19 protein-coding genes are annotated in these 18604 nt (G+C 66.2%); 10 read left to right on the forward strand and 9 right to left on the reverse strand.

The window, feature by feature from the left end:
* Positions 1-88 precede the first annotated feature (88 nt).
* The 3 genes from FR943_RS26385 to FR943_RS10285 are packed head-to-tail and all read left to right on the forward strand — an operon-like array spanning position 89 to position 1505.
* Positions 89-865, forward strand: a complete 777-nt coding sequence (locus FR943_RS26385; RefSeq protein WP_246584962.1) for a hypothetical protein — start codon at positions 89-91, stop codon at positions 863-865.
* Positions 866-885: 20 nt separating this feature from the next.
* Positions 886-1092 (forward strand): DUF2191 domain-containing protein, encoded by a 207-nt coding sequence (locus tag FR943_RS10280; RefSeq protein ID WP_076239604.1) that lies wholly within the window; start codon positions 886-888, stop codon positions 1090-1092.
* Positions 1083-1505 (forward strand): PIN domain-containing protein, encoded by a 423-nt coding sequence (locus tag FR943_RS10285; protein WP_217156606.1) that lies wholly within the window; start codon positions 1083-1085, stop codon positions 1503-1505. The genes FR943_RS10280 and FR943_RS10285 overlap by 10 nt, the downstream gene beginning before the upstream one ends.
* A gap of 13 nt (positions 1506-1518) precedes the next feature.
* On the opposite strand, the gene FR943_RS10290 is transcribed toward FR943_RS10285, so the two are convergent.
* Entirely contained in the window at positions 1519-2097 is a 579-nt protein-coding gene (locus FR943_RS10290; protein WP_218045543.1) for a TetR family transcriptional regulator, read from the reverse strand.
* Between the two features lie 183 nt (positions 2098-2280).
* Between FR943_RS10290 and FR943_RS10295 the strand changes: the two genes are divergently transcribed.
* Positions 2281-3864, forward strand: coding sequence for an FAD-dependent oxidoreductase (locus tag FR943_RS10295; protein WP_217156608.1), 1584 nt, complete (start codon positions 2281-2283; stop codon positions 3862-3864).
* Between the two features lie 74 nt (positions 3865-3938).
* Here the strand turns inward: FR943_RS10295 and dmpG are convergent, their stop codons facing one another.
* Genes dmpG through FR943_RS10310 form a run of 3 tightly spaced genes read right to left on the reverse strand, consistent with a single transcriptional unit; the run spans position 3939 to position 6516 of the window.
* Entirely contained in the window at positions 3939-4946 is a 1008-nt protein-coding gene (gene dmpG, locus FR943_RS10300; RefSeq protein ID WP_217156610.1) for a 4-hydroxy-2-oxovalerate aldolase, read from the reverse strand.
* On the reverse strand, positions 4943-5884 hold the full coding sequence (locus tag FR943_RS10305; RefSeq protein WP_217156611.1) for an acetaldehyde dehydrogenase (acetylating): 942 nt from the start codon (positions 5882-5884) through the stop codon (positions 4943-4945). The genes dmpG and FR943_RS10305 overlap by 4 nt, the downstream gene beginning before the upstream one ends.
* Positions 5881-6516, reverse strand: a complete 636-nt coding sequence (locus tag FR943_RS10310; RefSeq protein WP_217158116.1) for a TetR/AcrR family transcriptional regulator — start codon at positions 6514-6516, stop codon at positions 5881-5883. Before FR943_RS10310 ends, FR943_RS10305 begins: the two co-directional genes overlap by 4 nt.
* Before the next feature lie 97 nt (positions 6517-6613).
* Between FR943_RS10310 and FR943_RS10315 the strand changes: the two genes are divergently transcribed.
* From FR943_RS10315 to FR943_RS10330, 4 genes are read left to right on the forward strand one after another with little or no spacing between them, the layout of a single operon-like run.
* Entirely contained in the window at positions 6614-8188 is a 1575-nt protein-coding gene (locus tag FR943_RS10315) for a bifunctional 3-(3-hydroxy-phenyl)propionate/3-hydroxycinnamic acid hydroxylase (protein ID WP_217156613.1), read from the forward strand.
* Complete coding sequence (locus tag FR943_RS10320) at positions 8185-9060, forward strand: alpha/beta fold hydrolase (protein ID WP_217156615.1); 876 nt, start codon at positions 8185-8187, stop codon at positions 9058-9060. Before FR943_RS10315 ends, FR943_RS10320 begins: the two co-directional genes overlap by 4 nt.
* A complete protein-coding gene (locus tag FR943_RS10325; protein ID WP_217156616.1) occupies positions 9053-10054 on the forward strand; it encodes a VOC family protein in 1002 nt (333 codons plus the stop codon). The genes FR943_RS10320 and FR943_RS10325 overlap by 8 nt, the downstream gene beginning before the upstream one ends.
* Positions 10055-10064: 10 nt before the next feature.
* On the forward strand, positions 10065-11096 hold the full coding sequence (locus FR943_RS10330) for an amidohydrolase family protein (protein WP_217156618.1): 1032 nt from the start codon (positions 10065-10067) through the stop codon (positions 11094-11096).
* Positions 11097-11208: 112 nt separating this feature from the next.
* On the opposite strand, the gene FR943_RS10335 is transcribed toward FR943_RS10330, so the two are convergent.
* Both FR943_RS10335 and FR943_RS10340 read right to left on the reverse strand, forming a co-directional pair.
* Positions 11209-12351, reverse strand: a complete 1143-nt coding sequence (locus FR943_RS10335) for an acyl-CoA dehydrogenase family protein (RefSeq protein WP_217156620.1) — start codon at positions 12349-12351, stop codon at positions 11209-11211.
* Complete coding sequence (locus FR943_RS10340) at positions 12351-13583, reverse strand: acyl-CoA dehydrogenase family protein (RefSeq protein WP_217156622.1); 1233 nt, start codon at positions 13581-13583, stop codon at positions 12351-12353. Before FR943_RS10340 ends, FR943_RS10335 begins: the two co-directional genes overlap by 1 nt.
* A 211-nt stretch (positions 13584-13794) precedes the next feature.
* Here FR943_RS10340 and FR943_RS10345 point away from each other — a divergent pair, with 211 nt between their 5' ends.
* A complete protein-coding gene (locus tag FR943_RS10345; protein ID WP_217158118.1) occupies positions 13795-14157 on the forward strand; it encodes a PAS domain-containing protein in 363 nt (120 codons plus the stop codon).
* Between the two features lie 21 nt (positions 14158-14178).
* On the opposite strand, the gene FR943_RS10350 is transcribed toward FR943_RS10345, so the two are convergent.
* Both FR943_RS10350 and FR943_RS10355 read right to left on the reverse strand, forming a co-directional pair.
* Positions 14179-14832, reverse strand: coding sequence for a ScbR family autoregulator-binding transcription factor (locus FR943_RS10350; RefSeq protein ID WP_217156624.1), 654 nt, complete (start codon positions 14830-14832; stop codon positions 14179-14181).
* On the reverse strand, positions 14832-15518 hold the full coding sequence (locus tag FR943_RS10355) for a TetR family transcriptional regulator (RefSeq protein WP_308170523.1): 687 nt from the start codon (positions 15516-15518) through the stop codon (positions 14832-14834). Before FR943_RS10355 ends, FR943_RS10350 begins: the two co-directional genes overlap by 1 nt.
* A 370-nt stretch (positions 15519-15888) precedes the next feature.
* Here FR943_RS10355 and FR943_RS10360 point away from each other — a divergent pair, with 370 nt between their 5' ends.
* Positions 15889-16782 carry an FAD-binding protein gene (locus tag FR943_RS10360; RefSeq protein ID WP_217156628.1) on the forward strand — a complete coding sequence of 298 codons (894 nt, stop codon included), beginning with the start codon at positions 15889-15891 and terminating at the stop codon, positions 16780-16782.
* Here FR943_RS10360 and FR943_RS10365 read toward each other — a convergent pair.
* The gene (locus tag FR943_RS10365) at positions 16729-18576 is read right to left on the reverse strand and encodes a putative bifunctional diguanylate cyclase/phosphodiesterase (protein ID WP_217156630.1); all 1848 of its coding nucleotides are present in this window, start codon (positions 18574-18576) and stop codon (positions 16729-16731) included. The two genes, FR943_RS10360 and FR943_RS10365, sit on opposite strands and share 54 nt — an antisense overlap.
* Positions 18577-18604 lie beyond the last annotated feature (28 nt).

Below are 18604 nucleotides of genomic sequence, written 5' to 3' on the forward strand. Positions count from 1 at the left end.
CCAAGACCGCCGACCAAATCCTGGCCAGCATCGCCAACTACTGCCGACGAATTAATGACTCAGGACACTAGATGTCGACCGCCGCCGGTTGCTGTTCTTCGGTGACGAATTAATGTGCGACATGCCTATTCGCCGCGCGATGATGGAGGTGTTGGCGAAGATGTGGCCGGACTATGCCGTCGGATGGGCTTACGGCGGCACCGCGGAACTTGCGGCGTATGTCGGAGCCGATCCGCGAGCAGATCGAGATCTGCACCCTCCGAACCTGAAACTGGCTCGCGGTCGCAGCGGCCTGTGCCATGTCGTGTCGGCGGCCGATAACTCTGGACAGGTGCGCCTCTGGCCATTGTGGTGGGGCGTCAGTTCCGCACGGCACGGCCCAGCGATGTTGAAGCTCTTGCCGGGCAAGGGTTTGACGCGCCTCAAGCTTGGCCAGATTCCGGTGGGCGGCGTGCACATCGATGTCGCACGACAACGCGTCGGGGTCTGGTACACGGATGAGCCGCAGGATCTCTTCGACCGCCTTCCTGGGCTTTGGCCGGGCTGGCAGACGGAGTGCTGGGACGACCGCTATGAGGAACACGTTGCGAAGTGCGGTGGCAAGCTGCGGCTACCCGCGATGGACCTTGCTGCCGGGGTGATCGCCGGCCGAGATTGGATACACAAGCGGGTGTACCAGAGCTTCGAAGATTCTCCGGCCGGCGCGATTATGCGGATAGCGAGTCTTGTGTCACCCCTGCACCCCGGGCTGGAAGTCAGTGCCGATGCGCTCTCCAATGGAACCACTCGTCCCACGCCGAACCAATGGGCCCAGTTCGAGTCAGCCTGCAGCCAAGTATCCGGACTATATACTCAGAGTGCCTGATGTATATACCGGAGGTCTCTATGACGAAGCGTCTGATCGACATCGATGACGAATTGCTGGCCGCTGCGCAGCGCGAACTCGAAACCACCGGGATTGCAGACACCGTCCGATCGGCATTGCGGTTCGCGTCAACCCGATCGGCCCGTGTGCGGCAGGCGGATTGGCTCGCTTCGGGCGGCTTGGCATCGCTGGCGGAGAAGCGCGACAGGGACGAGGTATGGCGCTGACGGCGCGTTTCCTCATCGACACCAGCGCAGCCGCCCGGATGTCACGCCCCGAGGTCTCGGAAAGACTCCGTCCGTTGATCGAAGCAGGCCTGGTGGCCACCTGCGCAGTACTTGACGCCGAGGCGCTCTTCAGCGCCCGGTCGGCGGACGAGTATGCGCAATTGCGCGCCGACCGTCGCGATGCGTACGAGTACCTGCCCACCGACGATGAGCATTGGCAGTTGGCCTTCGATGCGCAGTTCCGATTGGCTCGAGCCGGCCGGCATCGCTCGGTGGGCATTTCCGACCTGCTGACGTCTGTGATTGCGAGCCGACACCGGTTGACAGTGGTGCACTACGATGCGGACTTCGAAATCGCAGCTACGGTATTGGATTTCGAACACGCGTGGGTGGCACCGGCTGGCACCTGTTGAATCACAGGAGGATTCAGTCGCCGGGCACGATCAGCGCGATCATGGTCTCGAGCTGGCGGGCCATCTGTCGATAGCTCATCGCGCCCGACTGCGCCTGTAGGAGTGCACCCCAGAACACCGACTCCAACGTGGCGAGCACCTCCGGCCAGGCGCCACCGCCCAACGCGGTCGAGATCCGGCGATTGACCTCGGCGGCGATCCGGGATCGGACGTCTTCGACCATCTCGTCGTCGGTGCTCACCAGCGCTCGGGTGCAGGCACGCGCCAACCGAGGCTCATCGGCCATCAACAGCGTGAGTGCCGTGAGCTGCTCGACGACTCGGCTGGTGCTGCTGGCCGCGGGATCGATGTCCAACGGCAACTGGATCACCCGGTCCAGGTACAACTCGGCGAACACCACCTCGATCGAGGGGAAATGTGCGTACAGCGCGGCGGGCGCCATCTTCGCGCACGCGGCCAGCGCCGGCACCGAGACGTCGGTGTGTGCATCGAGTAGTTGCGTCGCTGCACCGAAGACACGACGCTGCGTGCGGATGCGCTGGCACTGGGCGTCGTGGAGGCGGGTGACCGTAGCCACCACTGGCCTGGACATGTGTCCAAGATATAGCCAGGTCGAGCGATTGGCAATTGCTCCCTAAAAACCCATGTATCGACACATTTTCAGGTCTGTCATTTGCGCAGTTCGACTGCTGGTGAGTGGATAGGTGGTCCTTTCGACTCGAGAAACCGGACAGGTGTCCAGTACGATGGGTGGCGATCTGAAAGGAGAGGTCCGATGGCTTACGTGATCACGCAGAACTGCTGCAAGGACGCCAGCTGTGTTCCGGTGTGTCCGGTGGACTGCATCCGCCCGGCCGAGGCCGGCCTGGATTCCGCGTCGGCTGAGATGCTCTACATCGACCCGGAGTCGTGCATCGACTGCGGCGCCTGTTTCGAGGAGTGCCCGGTCGGCGCGATCCACTACGAAGAGGATCTGCCCGGTGAGCTGCAGCGGTTCAAGGACCTCAACGCCGCGTACTTCGAGCGGCATCCACTCGAGCCGGTCACCGTGTCCGCGCCGACGTCCCGCGCACGGGTGGAGGCGGGGTCGCTGCGGGTGGCGATCGTCGGGTCGGGGCCGGCAGCCTGCTACGCCGCAGCGGAGTTGATCGATGTCGACGGTGTGGAGATCAACCTGTTCGAGCGTCTGCCCACGCCGTTCGGTCTGATCCGGGCGGGAGTGGCGCCCGATCATCAACACACCAAGTCGGTCGTCGACATCTTCGAGCGGGTGTTCACCAGCCCACGATCCGCCAGCCATTTCAACGTCGAGGTCGGGCGCACCATCAACCATGACGAGCTGCTGGCCCACCACCACGCGGTGATCTACGCGGTGGGTGCGGCCACCAGTCGACGACTGGGAATCGAAGGCGAGGATCTCATCGGCCACCACGCCGCGGCCGAATTCGTCGGTTGGTACAACGGCCACCCCGACCACGCCGCGCACCGGTTCGACCTGTCGGGCGAGCGCGCGGTCATCGTGGGCAACGGCAACGTTGCGCTCGACGTCGCCCGGGTGCTGCTGATGGACCGCGCCGCTCTGGCCGCCACCGATATCGCTCAGCACACCCTGGATGCGTTGGCCGACAGCGCAATCCGGGAAGTCGTGATCTTGGGCCGGCGGGGCGTCGAGCATGCTGCGTTCTCGGCTGGAGAATTCCTGGCGTTGGGGCACCTGGAAGGCGTCGACGTGATCGTCGATCCGGCGGATCTTCCCGCCGACGACGTGCACGACGACGTCGAGACGTCGTTCAAACTCGCCATCGCCCGCGAGTATGCCCAGCGCACCCCGACACCGGGAAACAAGCGGGTGGTGTTCCGTTTCGGCGCCGCGCCCACCGCCATCGTGGGCACCGATCACGCTGAAGGACTTGAGGTCACGGGCGAGGCAGGAACCGAGGTGATCGAGACGCCATTGATCCTGCGGTCGATCGGCTACCGCGGCCTGCCCATCGCGGGCCTGCCGTATGACCAGGACACCGGAACGGTGCCCAACGACTCGGGCCGTGTCGTACCCGGTACCTACGTGACCGGCTGGATCAAACGTGGGCCCCGCGGCGTGATCGGCACCAACCGGTTGTGCGCCGAACAAACGGTGACGCAAATGTGGGCAGATTTCGATGCCGGGCTGCTGAATCGGGATATCGCCGACCGGGATTCGCTCGAGGCGCTGCTGACCTCACGCGGAGCCGAGCCGCTGAGCTGGCCGGGCTGGCGGGCGATCGATGCCGCCGAACGCGACCGCGGGGTTCAGGCCGCGCGGCCGCGGGTGAAATTCGTGTCGATCGAGGAGATGCTCAGCGCGGGGTTGCGCCGCTGAGCCCGGTTCGGTTCCGCGGATCGGGATCGCGAGGTGTGCGGATCGCCAGGATCGATCCGGTGTCCCGAACCGCCTTATGACGCGGTCAGATCGAGCGCGATGTCGACGAGCATGTCTTCCTGGCCGCCGACCATGCCGCGGCGACCGGCCTCTTCGAGCAGCGAGCGTGCGTCGACACCGTAGCGCTCGGCAGCGGCCTCGGCGTGGCGCAGAAAGCTCGAGTACACCCCGGCGTATCCGAGCGTGAGCGTTTCGCGGTCCACCCGGACCGGCCGGTCCTGCAGGGGGCGCACGATGTCGTCGGCGGCATCTTCCAGGGCATGCAGGTCGCAGGCGTGCCGCCAGCCCAGTTTGTCGGCGGCCGCGACGAACACCTCGAGCGGTGCGTTGCCGGCTCCGGCGCCCATGCCGGTCAGCGACGCATCGACCCGGTTGGCGCCATGCTCGACCGCGACGATCGAATTGGCCACGCCCAGCGACAGATTGTGATGAGCATGAATGCCGATCTCGGTGGCGGGGGACAGGACCGCGCGGAGGGCGTCCACCCGGTCGGCGATGTCGCGCATGGTCATGGCGCCACCGGAGTCGACGACGTAAACACACGTGGCTCCGTAGCTTTCCATGAGTTCGGCCTGACCGGCGAGCCTCGCCGGCGTGGCCATGTGGCTCATCATCAGGAAGCCGACAGTGTCCATACCGAGATCGCGTGCGGCAGCGATGTGCTGGGCCGAGATGTCGGCTTCGGTGCAGTGGGTGGCGACGCGCACGACCGAGGCGCCGGCGCGGTGGGCGTCCTTGAGGTTGTGCACGCTGCCGACCCCGGGCAACAACAGCGTTGCGACCCGGGCGTCGCGTACGGCCGCGGCGACCGCTTCGATCCACTCCAGGTCGGTGTGCGCCCCAAAGCCGTAGATGCAGCTCGATCCGCCGAGACCGTCGCCGTGGGCGACCTCGATGGAGTCCACACCGGCGGCGTCAAGTGCGGCGGCGATGGTGGTCACCTGGTCGAGGCTGTACTGGTGGCGCACTGCGTGCATGCCGTCACGCAGCGTGACGTCGCTGACGTACAAGTCGTGAATCATGATTGTGTGATGGCACTTTCGGAGGCGGCGATGTGTTCGGCGGTTGCTTTGGCAGCCGAGGTCATGATGTCGAGATTGCCTGCATAGGCGGGCAGGTAATGCGCGGCGCCGGTGACTTCGAGCATCACGGTCACCCGGGTCCCGCTGAACTTTCCGGTTTCCGGGATGTACAGCGGCCTTGCGGCACTGAACGTATCGAACTGGACCCGTTGTTTGACCCGGTATCCGGGGACGTAGCTGCTGACCCTGTCGGCCATGGCCACGACGTCGTTCTCGATGGTGTGCCGATCGGCGTCACCGTCGACGAGGCAGTACACGGTGTTGCGCATCAGGACCGGCGGGTCGGCCGGGTTGAGAATCATCACCGCCTTGCTCCGCCGTGCGCCGCCGACGATGTGCAGTGCCGCAGAGGTGGTTTCGGTGAACTCGTCGATGTTGGCGCGAGTTCCCGGACCCGCCGACCGCGACGAGATGGACGAGATGATCTCGGCGTACGACACGATGCCCGCTTGCGCGACGGCGGCCACGATCGGCACAGTGGCCTGTCCGCCGCAGGTCACCATGTTGAGGTTGGGCGCGTCGAGATGCTCCTCGATGTTCACCACCGGAACGCAGTAGGGGCCGACGGCGGCCGGGGTGAGATCGATCATCCGGACTCCGCGATCGGCCAGCCGGGCCCAGTTGGCGCGATGCGCGCCCGCCGAGGTGGCGTCGAAAACCAATTTGACGTCGGCGAATTCGGGCATTGCGAGCAGTCCGTCGACACCGTCGGCCGTGGTGGGCACCCCGAGGCGGGCCGCGCGCGCCAGACCGTCGGACTGCGGGTCGATGCCGGCTATGGCGGCCACGGCCAGCGGCCCGTCGCTGCGCAGGATCTTGATCATCAGATCCGTGCCGATGTTGCCCGAGCCGACGATGGCGACCGGATAGCGGCTCATCGGCTGTCCCGGTCGTTGACCAGCCGACGGGCCGCCTCGATCAGATTGCGCGCGTGCAACTCGAACAATGCGATCAGATCCACCGAATCACCGCCGATCTCCTTGGCGATGAAGAGCCCGTCAGCGCCGGCCAACGCGTAGGTGGCGAGTTGGTTGATGTCGGCGTCGCTGAGTTCGGGTGTCCAGTCCCGAATCGTGTCGGACAACTGGCGGAACGCCTCCGCACGCGCTTGGAGGAACATCGCCCTCGCGCGGGGTTCGACTGGACGCCGCTCAAGGGCCAGCATCAGACCCAGCCGGATGAAGTCGGGGGAATCCAGTAGCGCCTTCGCGACCTGTGTTCCCACGCTTACCGCGCGATCGTCGGTGGTGCCGTCGGTCGGGACCTGCCAGGCTGCCAGCCAGGTACCGAAGCTGCGTTCGATCACCGCCGCGATCAGGTCGTCCTTGTCCTTGAAATGCCAGTAGATCGAGCTGGCCGGTAATCCGCACTTCTTGCTGACCAGCGCGATGCTGGTGCCTTCATATCCGCGCTCGGCGGCGATTTCGGTGGCGGCGTCGAGAATCCGTTCCCGCGACTGCTCGCCATCGAGGCGGCGACGTCGCGGCTTGGGCTGCTCATCAGCGGGCATCAGAACTCCCGTCATTTTCCTTCTTGACTCTGTAGTGATCGCTACATTACCGTAGCGATCACTACAGGACAACCCTCGATGACGAGATGAGGCCACCGTGTCTGCAGACCCCTACGACGTGGCGGTGATCGGCTATGGGCCCACCGGCGCCACTGCGGCCAACCTGTTGGGCCGACAAGGATTGAAAGTGCTCGTCATCGAGCGTGATCCGGACGTATATGGCAGGGCCCGGGCGATCAGTACCGATGAAGAGGTGCTGCGCATCTGGCAGTCGGTCGGTCTGACGGACCGACTGCAGCAGGACACGCTGCCGGACCGGCCCGCGGCGTTCGTCGACGCCAATGGCGTGCCCTTCATCGAGACGACGATCTTCGCGCGAGGTTCGGGCCACCCGGCTCAGCAGTTCATCTATCAGCCCGCGGTCGACCATGTCCTGCGCGAGGGGGTGGAGCGCTTCGACACCGTCGAGGTGCTGCTCGAACACGAATGCTTACGGGTGCTGGCCAAATCGGATCACGTCGAGCTGATGCTCGCCGACCTTCGCACCGACACCTTCAAGAGGGTTCGAGCCTCCTACGTCATCGCCGCCGACGGCGGGTCCTCACCGACACGCGGCCAGCTGGGCATCGGGTATGCGGGCAACACCTACGCCGAACGATGGGTCGTCATCGACACCAAGGTGCTCACCGAATGGGATGCCCACGACCGGCTTCGGTTCCACTGCAATCCGGACCGTCCCACCGTCGATTGTCCGACGCCACTGGGGCACCACCGCTGGGAGTACCCGGCCCGGGCCGGTGAGGACGAGCAGAAACTGGTCAGCGAACCCGAGATCTGGAAGGTGCTGGAGGATCAGGGCATCACTCGCGAGAACGTCGAGATCCTGCGGGCGGTGGTCTACAGCCACCACGTCCGGGTGGCCGACCGCTGGCGGGTGGGCCGCATCTTCCTGGCCGGCGACGCCGCGCACGCCATGCCGCCGTGGATCGGCCAGGGCATGTCGGCCGGCGTGCGCGATGCGGCCAACCTTTGCTGGAAGCTCGCCGCGGTGCTGGCCGGCCGGGCGCCCGATACCCTCCTGGATTCCTATGAGGCCGAACGCAAACCACACGTTGTCGAAGTAACCCGCCGCGCCTGTCTCGTCGGCCGCGTGATCACCGAGCGCAACCGGGTGATCGCCGCCGTCCGTAACCACGCCCTCCGGGCGCTGACCAAGCTGCCCGGGGTGCTGCGCGGCGGTCAGAAGCTCTACTGGATCCCGGACGCGCGCTACGACGAGGGGTTCTTCATCCGGCCCGGAAATCGTGCGGTCGGCTGGCAAATCCCGCAGCCATGGGTCACCGACGACGCGGGCACAACAGTTCGCCTCGACGACGTGGTGGCCGGGCGATGGACGGTGCTGCACACCGGAGTCGCCCCTGCAGGCGTGCGGGCCTGGACCGAGCTGGGCGTGCCTGCCATCGCGTTGGCCGGTTCCGGGGACGCCGTGGGGCCCGGAGCGATCGGCGACATAGACGGCATGCTCATCGCCTGGCTGCAGCAAAAGAAGGCCGCAGCCGTGGTGCTGCGTCCCGACGGATTCATCTACGCCGCAGCCGAATCCGGGCAGCGGTTACCCGCGCCACCGGCCGGCTACGAGCTGGCACCGACCAGAACTGGAGCTCACACATGACCACCACCGCAGTCACCGAACACACCGTGACAGTCGCTGGCCGGGCCATCTTCTACGCCGAAGCCGGCACCGGACCCGCGGTAGTCATGCTGCACGGTGGCGGCCCCGGTGCCTCGGGGGTGTCCAACTACGGCCGCAATATCGAGGCTCTCGCGGCGCATTTCCGGGTCATCGTGCCGGATATGCCCGGCTATGGGCGCTCGGCCAAGGGGATCGACAAGGCTGATCCGTTCGGGTTCCTCGCCGACATGATCCGTGGTCTGCTCGACGAACTGGGCATCGAGACAGCGCATCTGATCGGCAATTCCTACGGCGGCGCAGCGGCATTGCGGTTGGCGCTGGACGCCCCGCACCGCGTCGGCAAGCTGGTGCTGATGGGCCCCGGCGGTATCGGCACCACTCGCGGCTTGCCGACCGCGGGTCTGGGCAGCCTGCTGTCCTACTACACCGGTGGCGGTCCCAGCCGTGAGAAGCTGGGCACCTTCATCCGCAATTATCTGGTATACGACGGCAGTTCGGTGCCCGACGAGCTGATCGACCTGCGGTACCGAGCGTCCGTCGATCCCGAGGTGGTCGCCGATCCACCGTTGACCCGGCCGTCGGGACCGAAGGCCTTGCGCACGCTGTGGCGCATGGACCTCACCCGCGACCGCCGGCTCAAGCACCTGCAGACCCCCACGCTGATCCTGTGGGGCCGTGACGACAAGGTGAACCGGCCGGCCGGTGGCCCGATGCTGCTCAACGCCATGCCGAACGCCGAACTGGTGATGACCTCGCACACCGGCCACTGGATGCAGTGGGAGCGTTCCGAGTTCTTCAATGAACTCGTCACCGAGTTTCTCGGCCAGAACTCGAAGCTCGCGCATGTCTAGCGTGTTCGGCAACGTCCACCTCGGCTATGTCGTCATCGAAACCGAGAAGTTCGGCGATTGGCGGTGTTTCGGCCGCGACGGCGTTGGCCTACACGTCGACGACGCACTGCCCGATGTCCTTCGGTTCCGGCTCGACGAGAATCAGTGCCGGTTTCTGCTGCAACGCGGACCGGCCGAGGATGTCACGGCGCTCGGGTGGCAGATCGACGATCACGACACGTTCGACGACATCGTCGGACGTGTCGTGCGGCACGGCGTGCCGGTCAGCGAGGGAAGCGCGGAAGAGGCCGCGCTGCGTGGAGTGGAGCGGCTCGTGCGGTTCCCTGGCCCCAACGGGTTGACGCAGGAGATCTTCACCCGGGCCTGCTCCGCCGTCACACCACTGCGGATGACCGTGCGCGGCGGGTTCGTGACCGGTGACTGCGGTATCGGGCACGTCGCGATCACCACGAAGAAGCCGCAACAGATGCGGGGCTACTACAACACCGTGTTCGATGCCCGACTGTCCGATTTCATCGACGAGACGATCAGCGGCGTCAAGGTCAAGATCCGGTTCCTGCGGGTCAACCAGCGCCACCACTCGGTGGCCATCGCCTCGGTGAACCGCCTGCCCGTCAACCCGATCCGCACCCGCGTCCAGCACCTCAACATCCAGGTCGCCGACCTCGACGATATGACCACGTCCTACCAGCGGATCAAGGAACTCGGTTTCGGTATGGCGCTGGGAGTCGGGCAGCACACCAACGATCGGGAACTGTCCTATTACGCGATGACCCCATCGGGGTTTGAATGGGAGGTGGGGTGGAATCCTCTGGTCGTCGACGAGACGACCTGGGAGCCCACCACCCACCAGGGCATCAGCATCTGGGGCCACACTCCGGAAGGGCAGACGATCATCGACAAGCTCGCCCAGTTCAAGACCGGGGCCCGCTCGCTGCTGCGGCGTGAGGACAGCGTCGTGGCACTGGCCGGTGCCGGCATCGCCGACAACTAGGGAGGAAATCATGAACCGCATCGACACCCATCACCATATGATTCCGCCCATCTACCGAAAGGCGTTGCAGCAGGCCGGTATTGACGAGGCCGGCGGGCGGGCGATGCCCGACTGGAGCCCGGAAGGCTCATTGCACACCATGGCCGAACTCGACGTCGCCACCGCGGTGCTGTCGGTCTCCACCCCGGGAACGACCTTCTTGCAGAACCCCGCCGACGCCGCCGCACTGGCCACCGACGTCAACGACTACGGTGCCGAGCTGGTGGCATCCCGGCCGGACCGGTTCGGATTCTTCGCCACCGTGCCGATGCCCCATGTCGACGCTGCTGTCGCCGAGTCGGTGCGTGCACTCGACCAGCTCAACGCCGACGGCATCGTGTTGCTGGCCAACAATTCCGGAACCTATCTCGGAGAGGACGGCCAGGACGACCTATGGGCTGCTCTCGACGCCCGGTCCGCGGTGGTGTTCATCCACCCGGCGGACCTGCCCGGTCCGGCGGTGCCCGGTGTGGTTCCGTTCGCCGCGGATTTTCTGCTCGACACCACCCGTGCGGCGTACCTGTTGGTGCGTAACGGGGTACGGCGCAAGTACCCGAACATCAAATTCATCCTCAGCCACGCCGGCGGGTTCGTGCCGTATGCCTCGCACCGGATGGCGGTGGCCATCATGGGGGATACCGGCCGCAGCCCGGCCGACAGTCTCGACGACTTCGCGAGCTTCTACTTCGACACCGCGCTGTCGTCCAGCGCCGCCGCGTTACCCACCCTGCTGGCGTTCGCCAAGCCCGGCCACATCACCTTCGGTTCCGATTGGCCGTTCGCCCCGCTGCCCGCAAGCCAGCTGTTCGCCGCGGGCCTGGACACCTACGCCGGGCTGAACGCCCAGGCACACAACGAGATCGACCGGACCAATGCCCTGGCGTTGTTTCCACGGCTCGGTATCGCTCCGGCACCGCCGAGTCCGTCCCCGTTGGATCAGGTGAGACACCAAGCGACCCGCGCGGTGATGCGCGGGGTGGCCCGGCTCATCAACACCAGATGAGCGGGCTCTGAAACACCGAAACTGAATCCAGGGACGAAATCACCGCCGATTTCGTCCCTGGATTCAGCCTCGGCGCGGGTGCGGCCCTTCAGGTCCGCGCTCAGGACCGACCTCAGGCACGGGTCAGCTCCGCGTAACGGCCGACGTGGTAGTCGCTCGAGCCGAACTCGTACTGAACCGCGGTGAGGCGCTTGAAGTAGTGCCCGATCGCGAGTTCCTCGGTCATACCCATGCCGCCGTGCAACTGCACGGAGTTCTGTCCGACGAACCGTGCTGCCCGGCCGATGGTGGCCTTGGCCGCCGAAACCGCCTTGGCCCGTTGCGCGGGTTCGGCATCGAGGTTCAGCACGGCGAGATAGACCGCGGCCGAAGCCTGTTCGACCTCCATGTGCATGTCGACCATGCGGTGCTGCAGCGCCTGGAAGCTGCCGATCGGCAGGCCGAACTGCTGGCGTTGTTTGCAGTACTCGACCGTGTCGGCCAGCACCTTGCGCATGCCGCCCACGGCCTCGGCGCACACCGCCGCGGCGCCTTCATCGCGGGCCAGTTCGAGTGACGCCCAGGCCTGGCCCTCGGCGCCCAAGAGTGCCCCGGCCGGCAGTCGGACGTTCTCGAAGGTCAGGTCCGAGGCCCGGCGGTCGTCGACCGTGCGGTACTGGTGCGCGGTGAATCCTGTTGTCAGCGTGGAGGTGTCGACCAGGAACAGGGAGATCCCGTCGGTGTCGGCACGTTCCCCCGAGGTACGTGCCGTCACCAACAGGTGGCCGGCCAACGGCGCGCTGACGGCCATCACCTTCGAGCCGGTGAGCACCCACTCGTCACCGTCGCGACGGGCGGTGGTGGACACGTCGCGCAGGTTGTACCCGGAGGTCGGCTCGGTGGCCGCCAGGGCCACGACGGCCGACCCCGCGACGACGTCCTCCAGCAGGGCCGCGGCCGCCGCGTCACCGGACCGGTGCAGCAGTCCGCCGGCCACCACCACGGCGTCCACGAACGGCTCGATCACCAGGGCGTGGCCCAATGCCTCGGCGATGATCATGGTTTCGACCGGTCCGCCGCCGATGCCGCCGGCCGCTTCGGGCAGGGTGGCGCCCAGGATGCCCAGTTCGTCGGCGAATCCGCGCCAGATCTCGGGCTGCCATCCCGGCCCGGTCTTGGCTGCCGCGCGGCTGGAGGCCAGGTCATAACGACTGGCCAAGAACTTGGTCAGCCCGTCGCGCAGCAGTTCCTGTTCGTTGGTCAGGTTGAAGTCCATCAGAGCCCCAGTTCTGCCTTGGCGAGGATGTTTCGCTGAATTTCGTTGCTACCGGCATAGATTGAGCCGGCCCGGTCGTTGAAGTAGCGCAGCGGGGCGACGGCCTGCCACGGCGCTCCGCTGTGATAGCCGTCGGCCGGCGGCTCGTACTCGGCCACCGGGCCGCCCGGGCAGGTGGCGTGCGGTTGGTAGGCGCGTCCGAGTGGACCGGCAGCCTCCATGGACAGTTCGGTCAGGGTTTGGCTCAGTTCGGTGCTGAGGATCTTCAGCATCGACGAGGCGGTGCCGGGGTGGCCGCCCTCGGCCGCTGCCGCCAGCACCTGGTATTCCAGGATTTCCAACACGTCGGTGCGGAGCCGGGCGTCTGCGAGCCGGCGGCTGAAGCCTGGATCGTCGATCAGGAGGCCACCGCCCGGTCCGGGCATTTCGGTGGCGACCGCCGAGATTTCATCGCCCAGCACCTGCAGTGCCGGCGCGTTGGCACCCCCACCGCGCTCGAACTCCAGCAGATACTTGGCCACGGTCCAGCCGTCGTCGATCGTGCCGATCACGTTCGACTTCGGGACCCGGACCTCGTCGAAGAAGACCTGGTTCTGGACCTCTTCGCCGGACGTCATGACCAGTGGCCGGATCTCGATACCGGGGGAGGTCATGTCGATCAGCACGAACGTGATGCCCTGCTGCTTCTTGGCGCCGCGGGTGGTGCGCACCAGCGCGAACATCCAGTTGGCTTCCTGGGCGTGGGTGGTCCAGATCTTGCTGCCGGTACAGACCAGGTCGTCACCATCGGACACCGCGGCCATCGACAGCGCGGCCAGGTCCGAGCCGGCCTCGGGCTCGGAGTAGCCCTGGCAGAAGAACACCTCGCCGGTGAGGATGCCGGGCAGGAAGTAGTCCTTCTGTGCCTGGGTGCCGAACTTGATGATGGCGTGGGCCACCATCCGGATACCCATGGGGGACAACGACGGGGCACCGGACAGCGTCGATTCGCGGCTGAAGATGTAGTGCTGCGTCAGGCTCCAGTCGCAGCCGCCGTGTTCGACCGGCCAGGCCGGCGCCGCCCAGCCACGCTCGTGCAGGATCTGCTGCCAGGCCATGCTGGCCTCGTGATCGGCGTAGACGCTGGTCATCAGCCGGCCGGCGCGGCGGAGCTCCGGAGTCAGATTCTTGGCGAGAAAGTCGCGAACCTCGTCGCGGAATTCCTGGTCGGTCTTCGACCACTTCAGGTCCATGCCTGCCCCTGTCTACTGGTGTTCGCCCCACAGAGTAAACCTAGTTAGTCAAGTGGTGCAGGCCACCCCGGAGTTGCGTGTCCTGCCGGTCGCCGCACCGGCGTTATCCGGCGTTGCTGGGTGTCGTGTGAGCCTGGCCCGGGTCACCGGCGATAATGGGGACGTGGAGCGTCGCCAAACCGGTCATACCGATCAGGATCCCCAATCGCCGATGGCGTTGCTGCAGAACATGCCCGCGCTGGTGATGCTGGAGCGCTTCCCGGTGCCGGTGTTGGCGATCGCCGAAGACGGCACCGTCCTGTTCGCCAACACCGCGTTCGGGGAGATGGTCGGTCGCGACGCCGACGCCGTCACCGACATGCCGTTTGCTGAGGTGTTCCACTCGCTGCCCGCCGACGGGTCGGCGGTGTCGGTGATGCGGGCCAATGCCGGGTTGCTTGTCGATCTGGTCCACCGTGACGGATCGATCGTGCGGGCGCGGATGAGCAAGTCCGCGCTGCTGCGTGGCGACGACCCGGTGGCGCTGGCGACGTTTCAGGATCTCACCGAGCAGCTGTGGGTCGACGAAATCTAGTGTGACAGCCCGGCTTTGACGTCAACCCGCGGCGCGGGTCGGCCGCAGCGATTCGCGGTCGAGGAACTCACGGAAGTAGCCCAGCGATTCGTCGCGGACGATCGCGGGCAATAACAGCTCCCAGGAGCGGGCCACCCGTTCGCGCAGATCGGTGCCCTTGGCGGTGGCCCGCGAGAGTGCCTCGGCGCCCAGCATGGACCCCAGGATCACCTCGGCGACACCCGCCGCGTCGAGGTGATCCTCCAGGTCACCCTCGTCGGCGGCCTGGATCAACTGCGCGGTGAGTTCGTCGAGCCAGCTGGTGTAGACGCGGCCGGCCGCCGCATTGATCCCGCTGAAGGTGCGCAGCAGTTGCATGCCGATCTGCGCGACCTGATCCGAACGGGTGAAGTCGGCCACTACGAACAGTCCGTGGATGGTGTTCTCCAACGCCGGCGAGGACGATCCGGTGATCGTCCGGAACACCCCGAGCATGGCTGCGCCGCCCTCGTCGATGATCGCCTCGGCCAGGGACTCCTTGGAATCGAAGTGGTAGTACAGCGCGCCTTTGGTCATCTCCGCGCGCGTGATGATGTCGCCGAGACCGGTTGCCGGATAGCCACGTTCATTGAACAGGTCGACGGCGGCGGCGATGATCTTCTGCCGGGTCAGCTCGGATCGCGCCTGGCGTGCCATCAGGTCTCCCCGGATCCGTGCGGGCGCAGCGGTGCGGCCTTCTTGATGCCCACCGCGGTGCGTCGCCGGATGAACTGCTCCAGATAGCCGAGCCGCGGCGGCACGACGAACCCCGGAAGTGCCAGCCGCCAACTGTGCTCGAGATCGGTGAGGAACTGCACGGGATCATCGAGGTCGCGGATCTGGCGGGTGCCCAGGTGTGTCGACACCAGTAACCGGGAGACTGCCTCCGGGTCGGTTTCGGTGGTGAAATCGCCTTCCCCGATGGCCCGTTTGGCGACGTCGGCATAGCCGCGCACCCAGGAATCCAGCACGCGCGCTCCCAGCCCGTCAGTCCGTCCGATCGACTCGACGAGGTTCAGGCAGGCACGCGCCATCGGGTTGCCGATGTCCTCGGCGGCCACCAGACAGCACAGGTCGAACAGCGTCTCCGCCCCCGACAGGTTGCGGGCCAGAATGTCCTCGACCGACTGATGCGCCAGGGCGGTCCGATACTCGACGATCGAGACCGCGAGGGCGTGCTTGGAGCGGAAATGGAAGTACAGCGCGCCTTTGGTGACCGTGGCATCGGCCAGGATGTCGTCAAGGCTGACCAGGTTGTACGGCGTATGGGCGAACTGTCTCGCCGCCGCCTGCAGAATCTGGAGACGGGTCAGCTCTGCTCGTCGGTCGAGCTGCTCGGTCACCACGGGCCTTCCTGACGCTGACGATCCGGTGGCGGGGTTCTCGTCTGCCGTTCCATCTGTCGTTTCCTCGGTGGCGCCACCAACAGACTCAAAGTATTCGCCGTCCGTGCATATCATTCTAAAGGTATGTATCGTGCGTAGAGTGATAACTCCTGGTTCGTCGCGCGCTGCCCGCCGGCCGGCGGTGTCCGACTCGGTCGTGAGCGCCGCAGCGACTGCCAAGGGTTATCGTGGAAACGTTGCCATGGCCTGCACCGGCAATCCCCCTCGAATCCCGGTGTGGGCCGTGGCAACCCCAATTTCTACGGATACGACCAGGCGATTTACCTGGGATAACTGTCGATCGGCCCGCCTGGAGTGTCGCTAGCAAATGTGGGATGACGAGGTCGATGTCGTTTGCTGTGGCTCCGGCTTCGGAGCGATGGCCGTCGCCGTGGCGGCAGCCGCTGCCGGGCTCGACGTGCACATCGCGGGGTCGGCACCCACTGGTGGCACACAGCCGCACCCAGCGTCGTGGCTGGGCGCAGGTATCTCCGATCCCGAGACCCGTGATTACTTCGACGCGCTGTCAGCCGACCTGCTACCGGGCGCCGAGATCGAGTGCGACGCTGAACTCGCGGCCCGGGTGGTCAGTGACGGGCCCCCGCGATCCCGACGGGGCCGGATCGCGCCGTTCTTTGGGGCCCGGCTGGGGCAGTGGGCGCAGACTTGCCTGTCGTCTCCCTACGGGGTGCTCTACACGCGTTTGGCGGACCGCGGGACGACGTCGATGACGACCCGCACCGGGGAAGAGATCGCCGTGGCGCTGCTGGGCGCACTCGAGACCGATGGTCCCGCAACGTCCGCGACTTTGGGGCAGTGGTTGTCGACGCAGGTGGCCGAGCACCAGATCCCGGTGTCGGACAGCGGCACATTGCAGCGCCTCGTCTTCGAGGAGGGGCAGGTGATCGGCGCCGTCATCGATACCGCCGATGGGCCGTTGGCCCTACGGGCTCGACACGGCGTGGCGGTGTCGACCGAACCTCGTGGCAGCGCGCCGGTCTCGACGGACGGACAGCTCATCTCGGATCAGCCGGTGCAGGTTGGTCTGGTCGGATACAACGCCAGCAGATTTGGCCGGGTGGAGCTGCTGCAGGTCGAGGCGGACGGAGCCCAACCGGAGTATTGCAGTTCCGGTGGGCGACCTGACTCGCGCCGTGAGTCGGGACGCTCACCGACGCGGCGCGGCCGAGAAATGCACCGGCACCCGCCCTTTGGCCAATAGCGCGGCCATCTCGTGGCCGGGGATCGGTTTGGACAGCAGGAAACCCTGTGCGCGGTAGCACCCGTGCCGCAACAAGGTCAGTGCGGCCCGTTCGGTCTCCACTCCTTCGGCCACCAGTTGCAGGCCGAAAGCCCCGGCCAAGGCGATCACCGCGCGCACGATCGGCAGATCGCCCGGGTCCGAACCCAGCCCGGCGACGAAGCTGCGGTCGATCTTGAGGGTGTCCACCGGTAGCGACTTCAACAGTGACAGCGCGCTGTAGCCGGTGCCGAAATCGTCGATGGCCACCTGCACGCCCACCTTGTGCAGCCCGGTCAGTGTCGAGCGGGTGGTTTCGATGTCCTGCACCACGATGCTCTCGGTGATCTCCAGACACACCGATCCGCGGGGCAGGCGGAACTCCTTCATGACGCCGGCCACCGATTCGACGAATCCGTCGGTCACCAACTGCACCGGGGAGACGTTGATCCGCAGCACGATGTTGCGGCCCACACCGTTGGATCGCCACCGGGCGAACTCGGCGCATGCGTTCCGCAGCACCCAGCGGCCCAATTCCCCGGCCAGGTTGATGGATTCGGCCACTCCGATGAAGGAGTCGGGGGACAGCAGACCGCGCGTGGGGTGTTGCCAGCGGACCAGGGCCTCGGCGGCCAAGACCTCGCCGGTGCGCATGTCGATCTCCGGTAGGTAGTGCAGCAGCAGCGCCCCGCTCTCGATCACGCTCTGCAGGTGCAGCTCGATGTCGTTGCGGAAATCGATCGCCATCGCCATCGTGTCGGAGAACACCGCGACCTGGTTTCCGCCCGAACTCTTCGCGGTGAGTACCGCGTGGTCGGCCCGGTTGAGCACATCGGAGGTGGAATCGCGGCCCGGAATGCCTTCGGCCAGACCGATACTGACCGTCCGGGTCAACATCTCGCCGTCGATGGTGACCCGTTCGCGCAGCACCGATTGCAGACGATAGGCCAGTGTCGTGGCATCCTCGGCCGTCATCGACGCCGCCGGCACCACCACGAACTCGTCACCGCCGAGACGCGCGATCAGCTTGGGCTGGTCGTCGCCGCGCTGCAACCGCTCGGCCAGGATGCTGATGAACGCATCTCCGGCGGTGTGGCCCAGGTAATCGTTGATCGCCTTGAGCCGGTCGAGGTCGAAGAACATCACCACCACCGGACCTGGCTGACCGGGCGCCAACCGAGCCTCCAGATGGGCCATGAGCGCCCGGCGGTTGTGCAGCCCGGTGAGGTGGTCGTGATCGGCCAGGTACCGCAGCCGGTCCTCGGCCTCGATTCGGGCCTGCACCTGAGCGAACAGTGAGGCAATCGCCTTGAGCGCGTTGAGCTCTGCCGGCAGCCACTCGCGATCGCCGAACTTGACGAAACCCAAAACGCCGGTGGTGACGTCGCCCGACAGCAGCGGCACGCACGCCATCGACGTGCTCGCGATGTGACGTCCGGCCTCGATGGTGCGTTGGTAGTCGTCGGTGGCCGGTTCCGGACGGAACACCGCGGGTTCCTTGAGGTGCTCGGCCATCGCGAACACCGGGTCGGCGTCGGCGAAGTGCACGACGGCGATCGGGTCGGTCGCGTCGTCCAGCGGCCGCGGTGGCCACTCGGCGACCAAACGCGTCGCGTGCGTCTCATGATCGTTGTGGCGCAGGAAGCTGACGTCCACATCGAAGAACGACACCATTTCGGCCAGCACCTGCTGGCTGACCGCCACCGAGGTCGCGGCATCGACGGCCATCAACTGTGTGGCGACCGACGTGACGAGCAGCTCGAGACTGCCAGACACCAGATACCTCCGCCTATACCTCAGCACC

This window comes from [Mycobacterium] fortunisiensis (assembly GCF_019050325.1).
Classification (GTDB): domain Bacteria; phylum Actinomycetota; class Actinomycetes; order Mycobacteriales; family Mycobacteriaceae; genus Mycobacterium; species Mycobacterium fortunisiensis.

What these genes read in the sequence shown, in the direction of transcription:
- FR943_RS10280 (WP_076239604.1), top strand. Translation starts at nt 886, where the DNA reads ATGACGAAGCGTCTGATCGACATCGATGACGAATTGCTGGCCGCTGCG.
- FR943_RS10285 (WP_217156606.1), top strand. Translation starts at nt 1,083, where the DNA reads ATGGCGCTGACGGCGCGTTTCCTCATCGACACCAGCGCAGCCGCCCGG.
- FR943_RS10290 (WP_218045543.1), bottom strand. Translation starts at nt 2,097, where the DNA reads ATGTCCAGGCCAGTGGTGGCTACGGTCACCCGCCTCCACGACGCCCAG.
- FR943_RS10295 (WP_217156608.1), top strand. Translation starts at nt 2,281, where the DNA reads ATGGCTTACGTGATCACGCAGAACTGCTGCAAGGACGCCAGCTGTGTT.
- dmpG (WP_217156610.1), bottom strand. Translation starts at nt 4,946, where the DNA reads ATGATTCACGACTTGTACGTCAGCGACGTCACGCTGCGTGACGGCATG.
- FR943_RS10305 (WP_217156611.1), bottom strand. Translation starts at nt 5,884, where the DNA reads ATGAGCCGCTATCCGGTCGCCATCGTCGGCTCGGGCAACATCGGCACG.
- FR943_RS10310 (WP_217158116.1), bottom strand. Translation starts at nt 6,516, where the DNA reads ATGCCCGCTGATGAGCAGCCCAAGCCGCGACGTCGCCGCCTCGATGGC.
- FR943_RS10320 (WP_217156615.1), top strand. Translation starts at nt 8,185, where the DNA reads ATGACCACCACCGCAGTCACCGAACACACCGTGACAGTCGCTGGCCGG.
- FR943_RS10325 (WP_217156616.1), top strand. Translation starts at nt 9,053, where the DNA reads ATGTCTAGCGTGTTCGGCAACGTCCACCTCGGCTATGTCGTCATCGAA.
- FR943_RS10330 (WP_217156618.1), top strand. Translation starts at nt 10,065, where the DNA reads ATGAACCGCATCGACACCCATCACCATATGATTCCGCCCATCTACCGA.
- FR943_RS10335 (WP_217156620.1), bottom strand. Translation starts at nt 12,351, where the DNA reads ATGGACTTCAACCTGACCAACGAACAGGAACTGCTGCGCGACGGGCTG.
- FR943_RS10340 (WP_217156622.1), bottom strand. Translation starts at nt 13,583, where the DNA reads ATGGACCTGAAGTGGTCGAAGACCGACCAGGAATTCCGCGACGAGGTT.
- FR943_RS10345 (WP_217158118.1), top strand. Translation starts at nt 13,795, where the DNA reads ATGGCGTTGCTGCAGAACATGCCCGCGCTGGTGATGCTGGAGCGCTTC.
- FR943_RS10350 (WP_217156624.1), bottom strand. Translation starts at nt 14,832, where the DNA reads ATGGCACGCCAGGCGCGATCCGAGCTGACCCGGCAGAAGATCATCGCC.
- FR943_RS10360 (WP_217156628.1), top strand. Translation starts at nt 15,889, where the DNA reads ATGTGGGATGACGAGGTCGATGTCGTTTGCTGTGGCTCCGGCTTCGGA.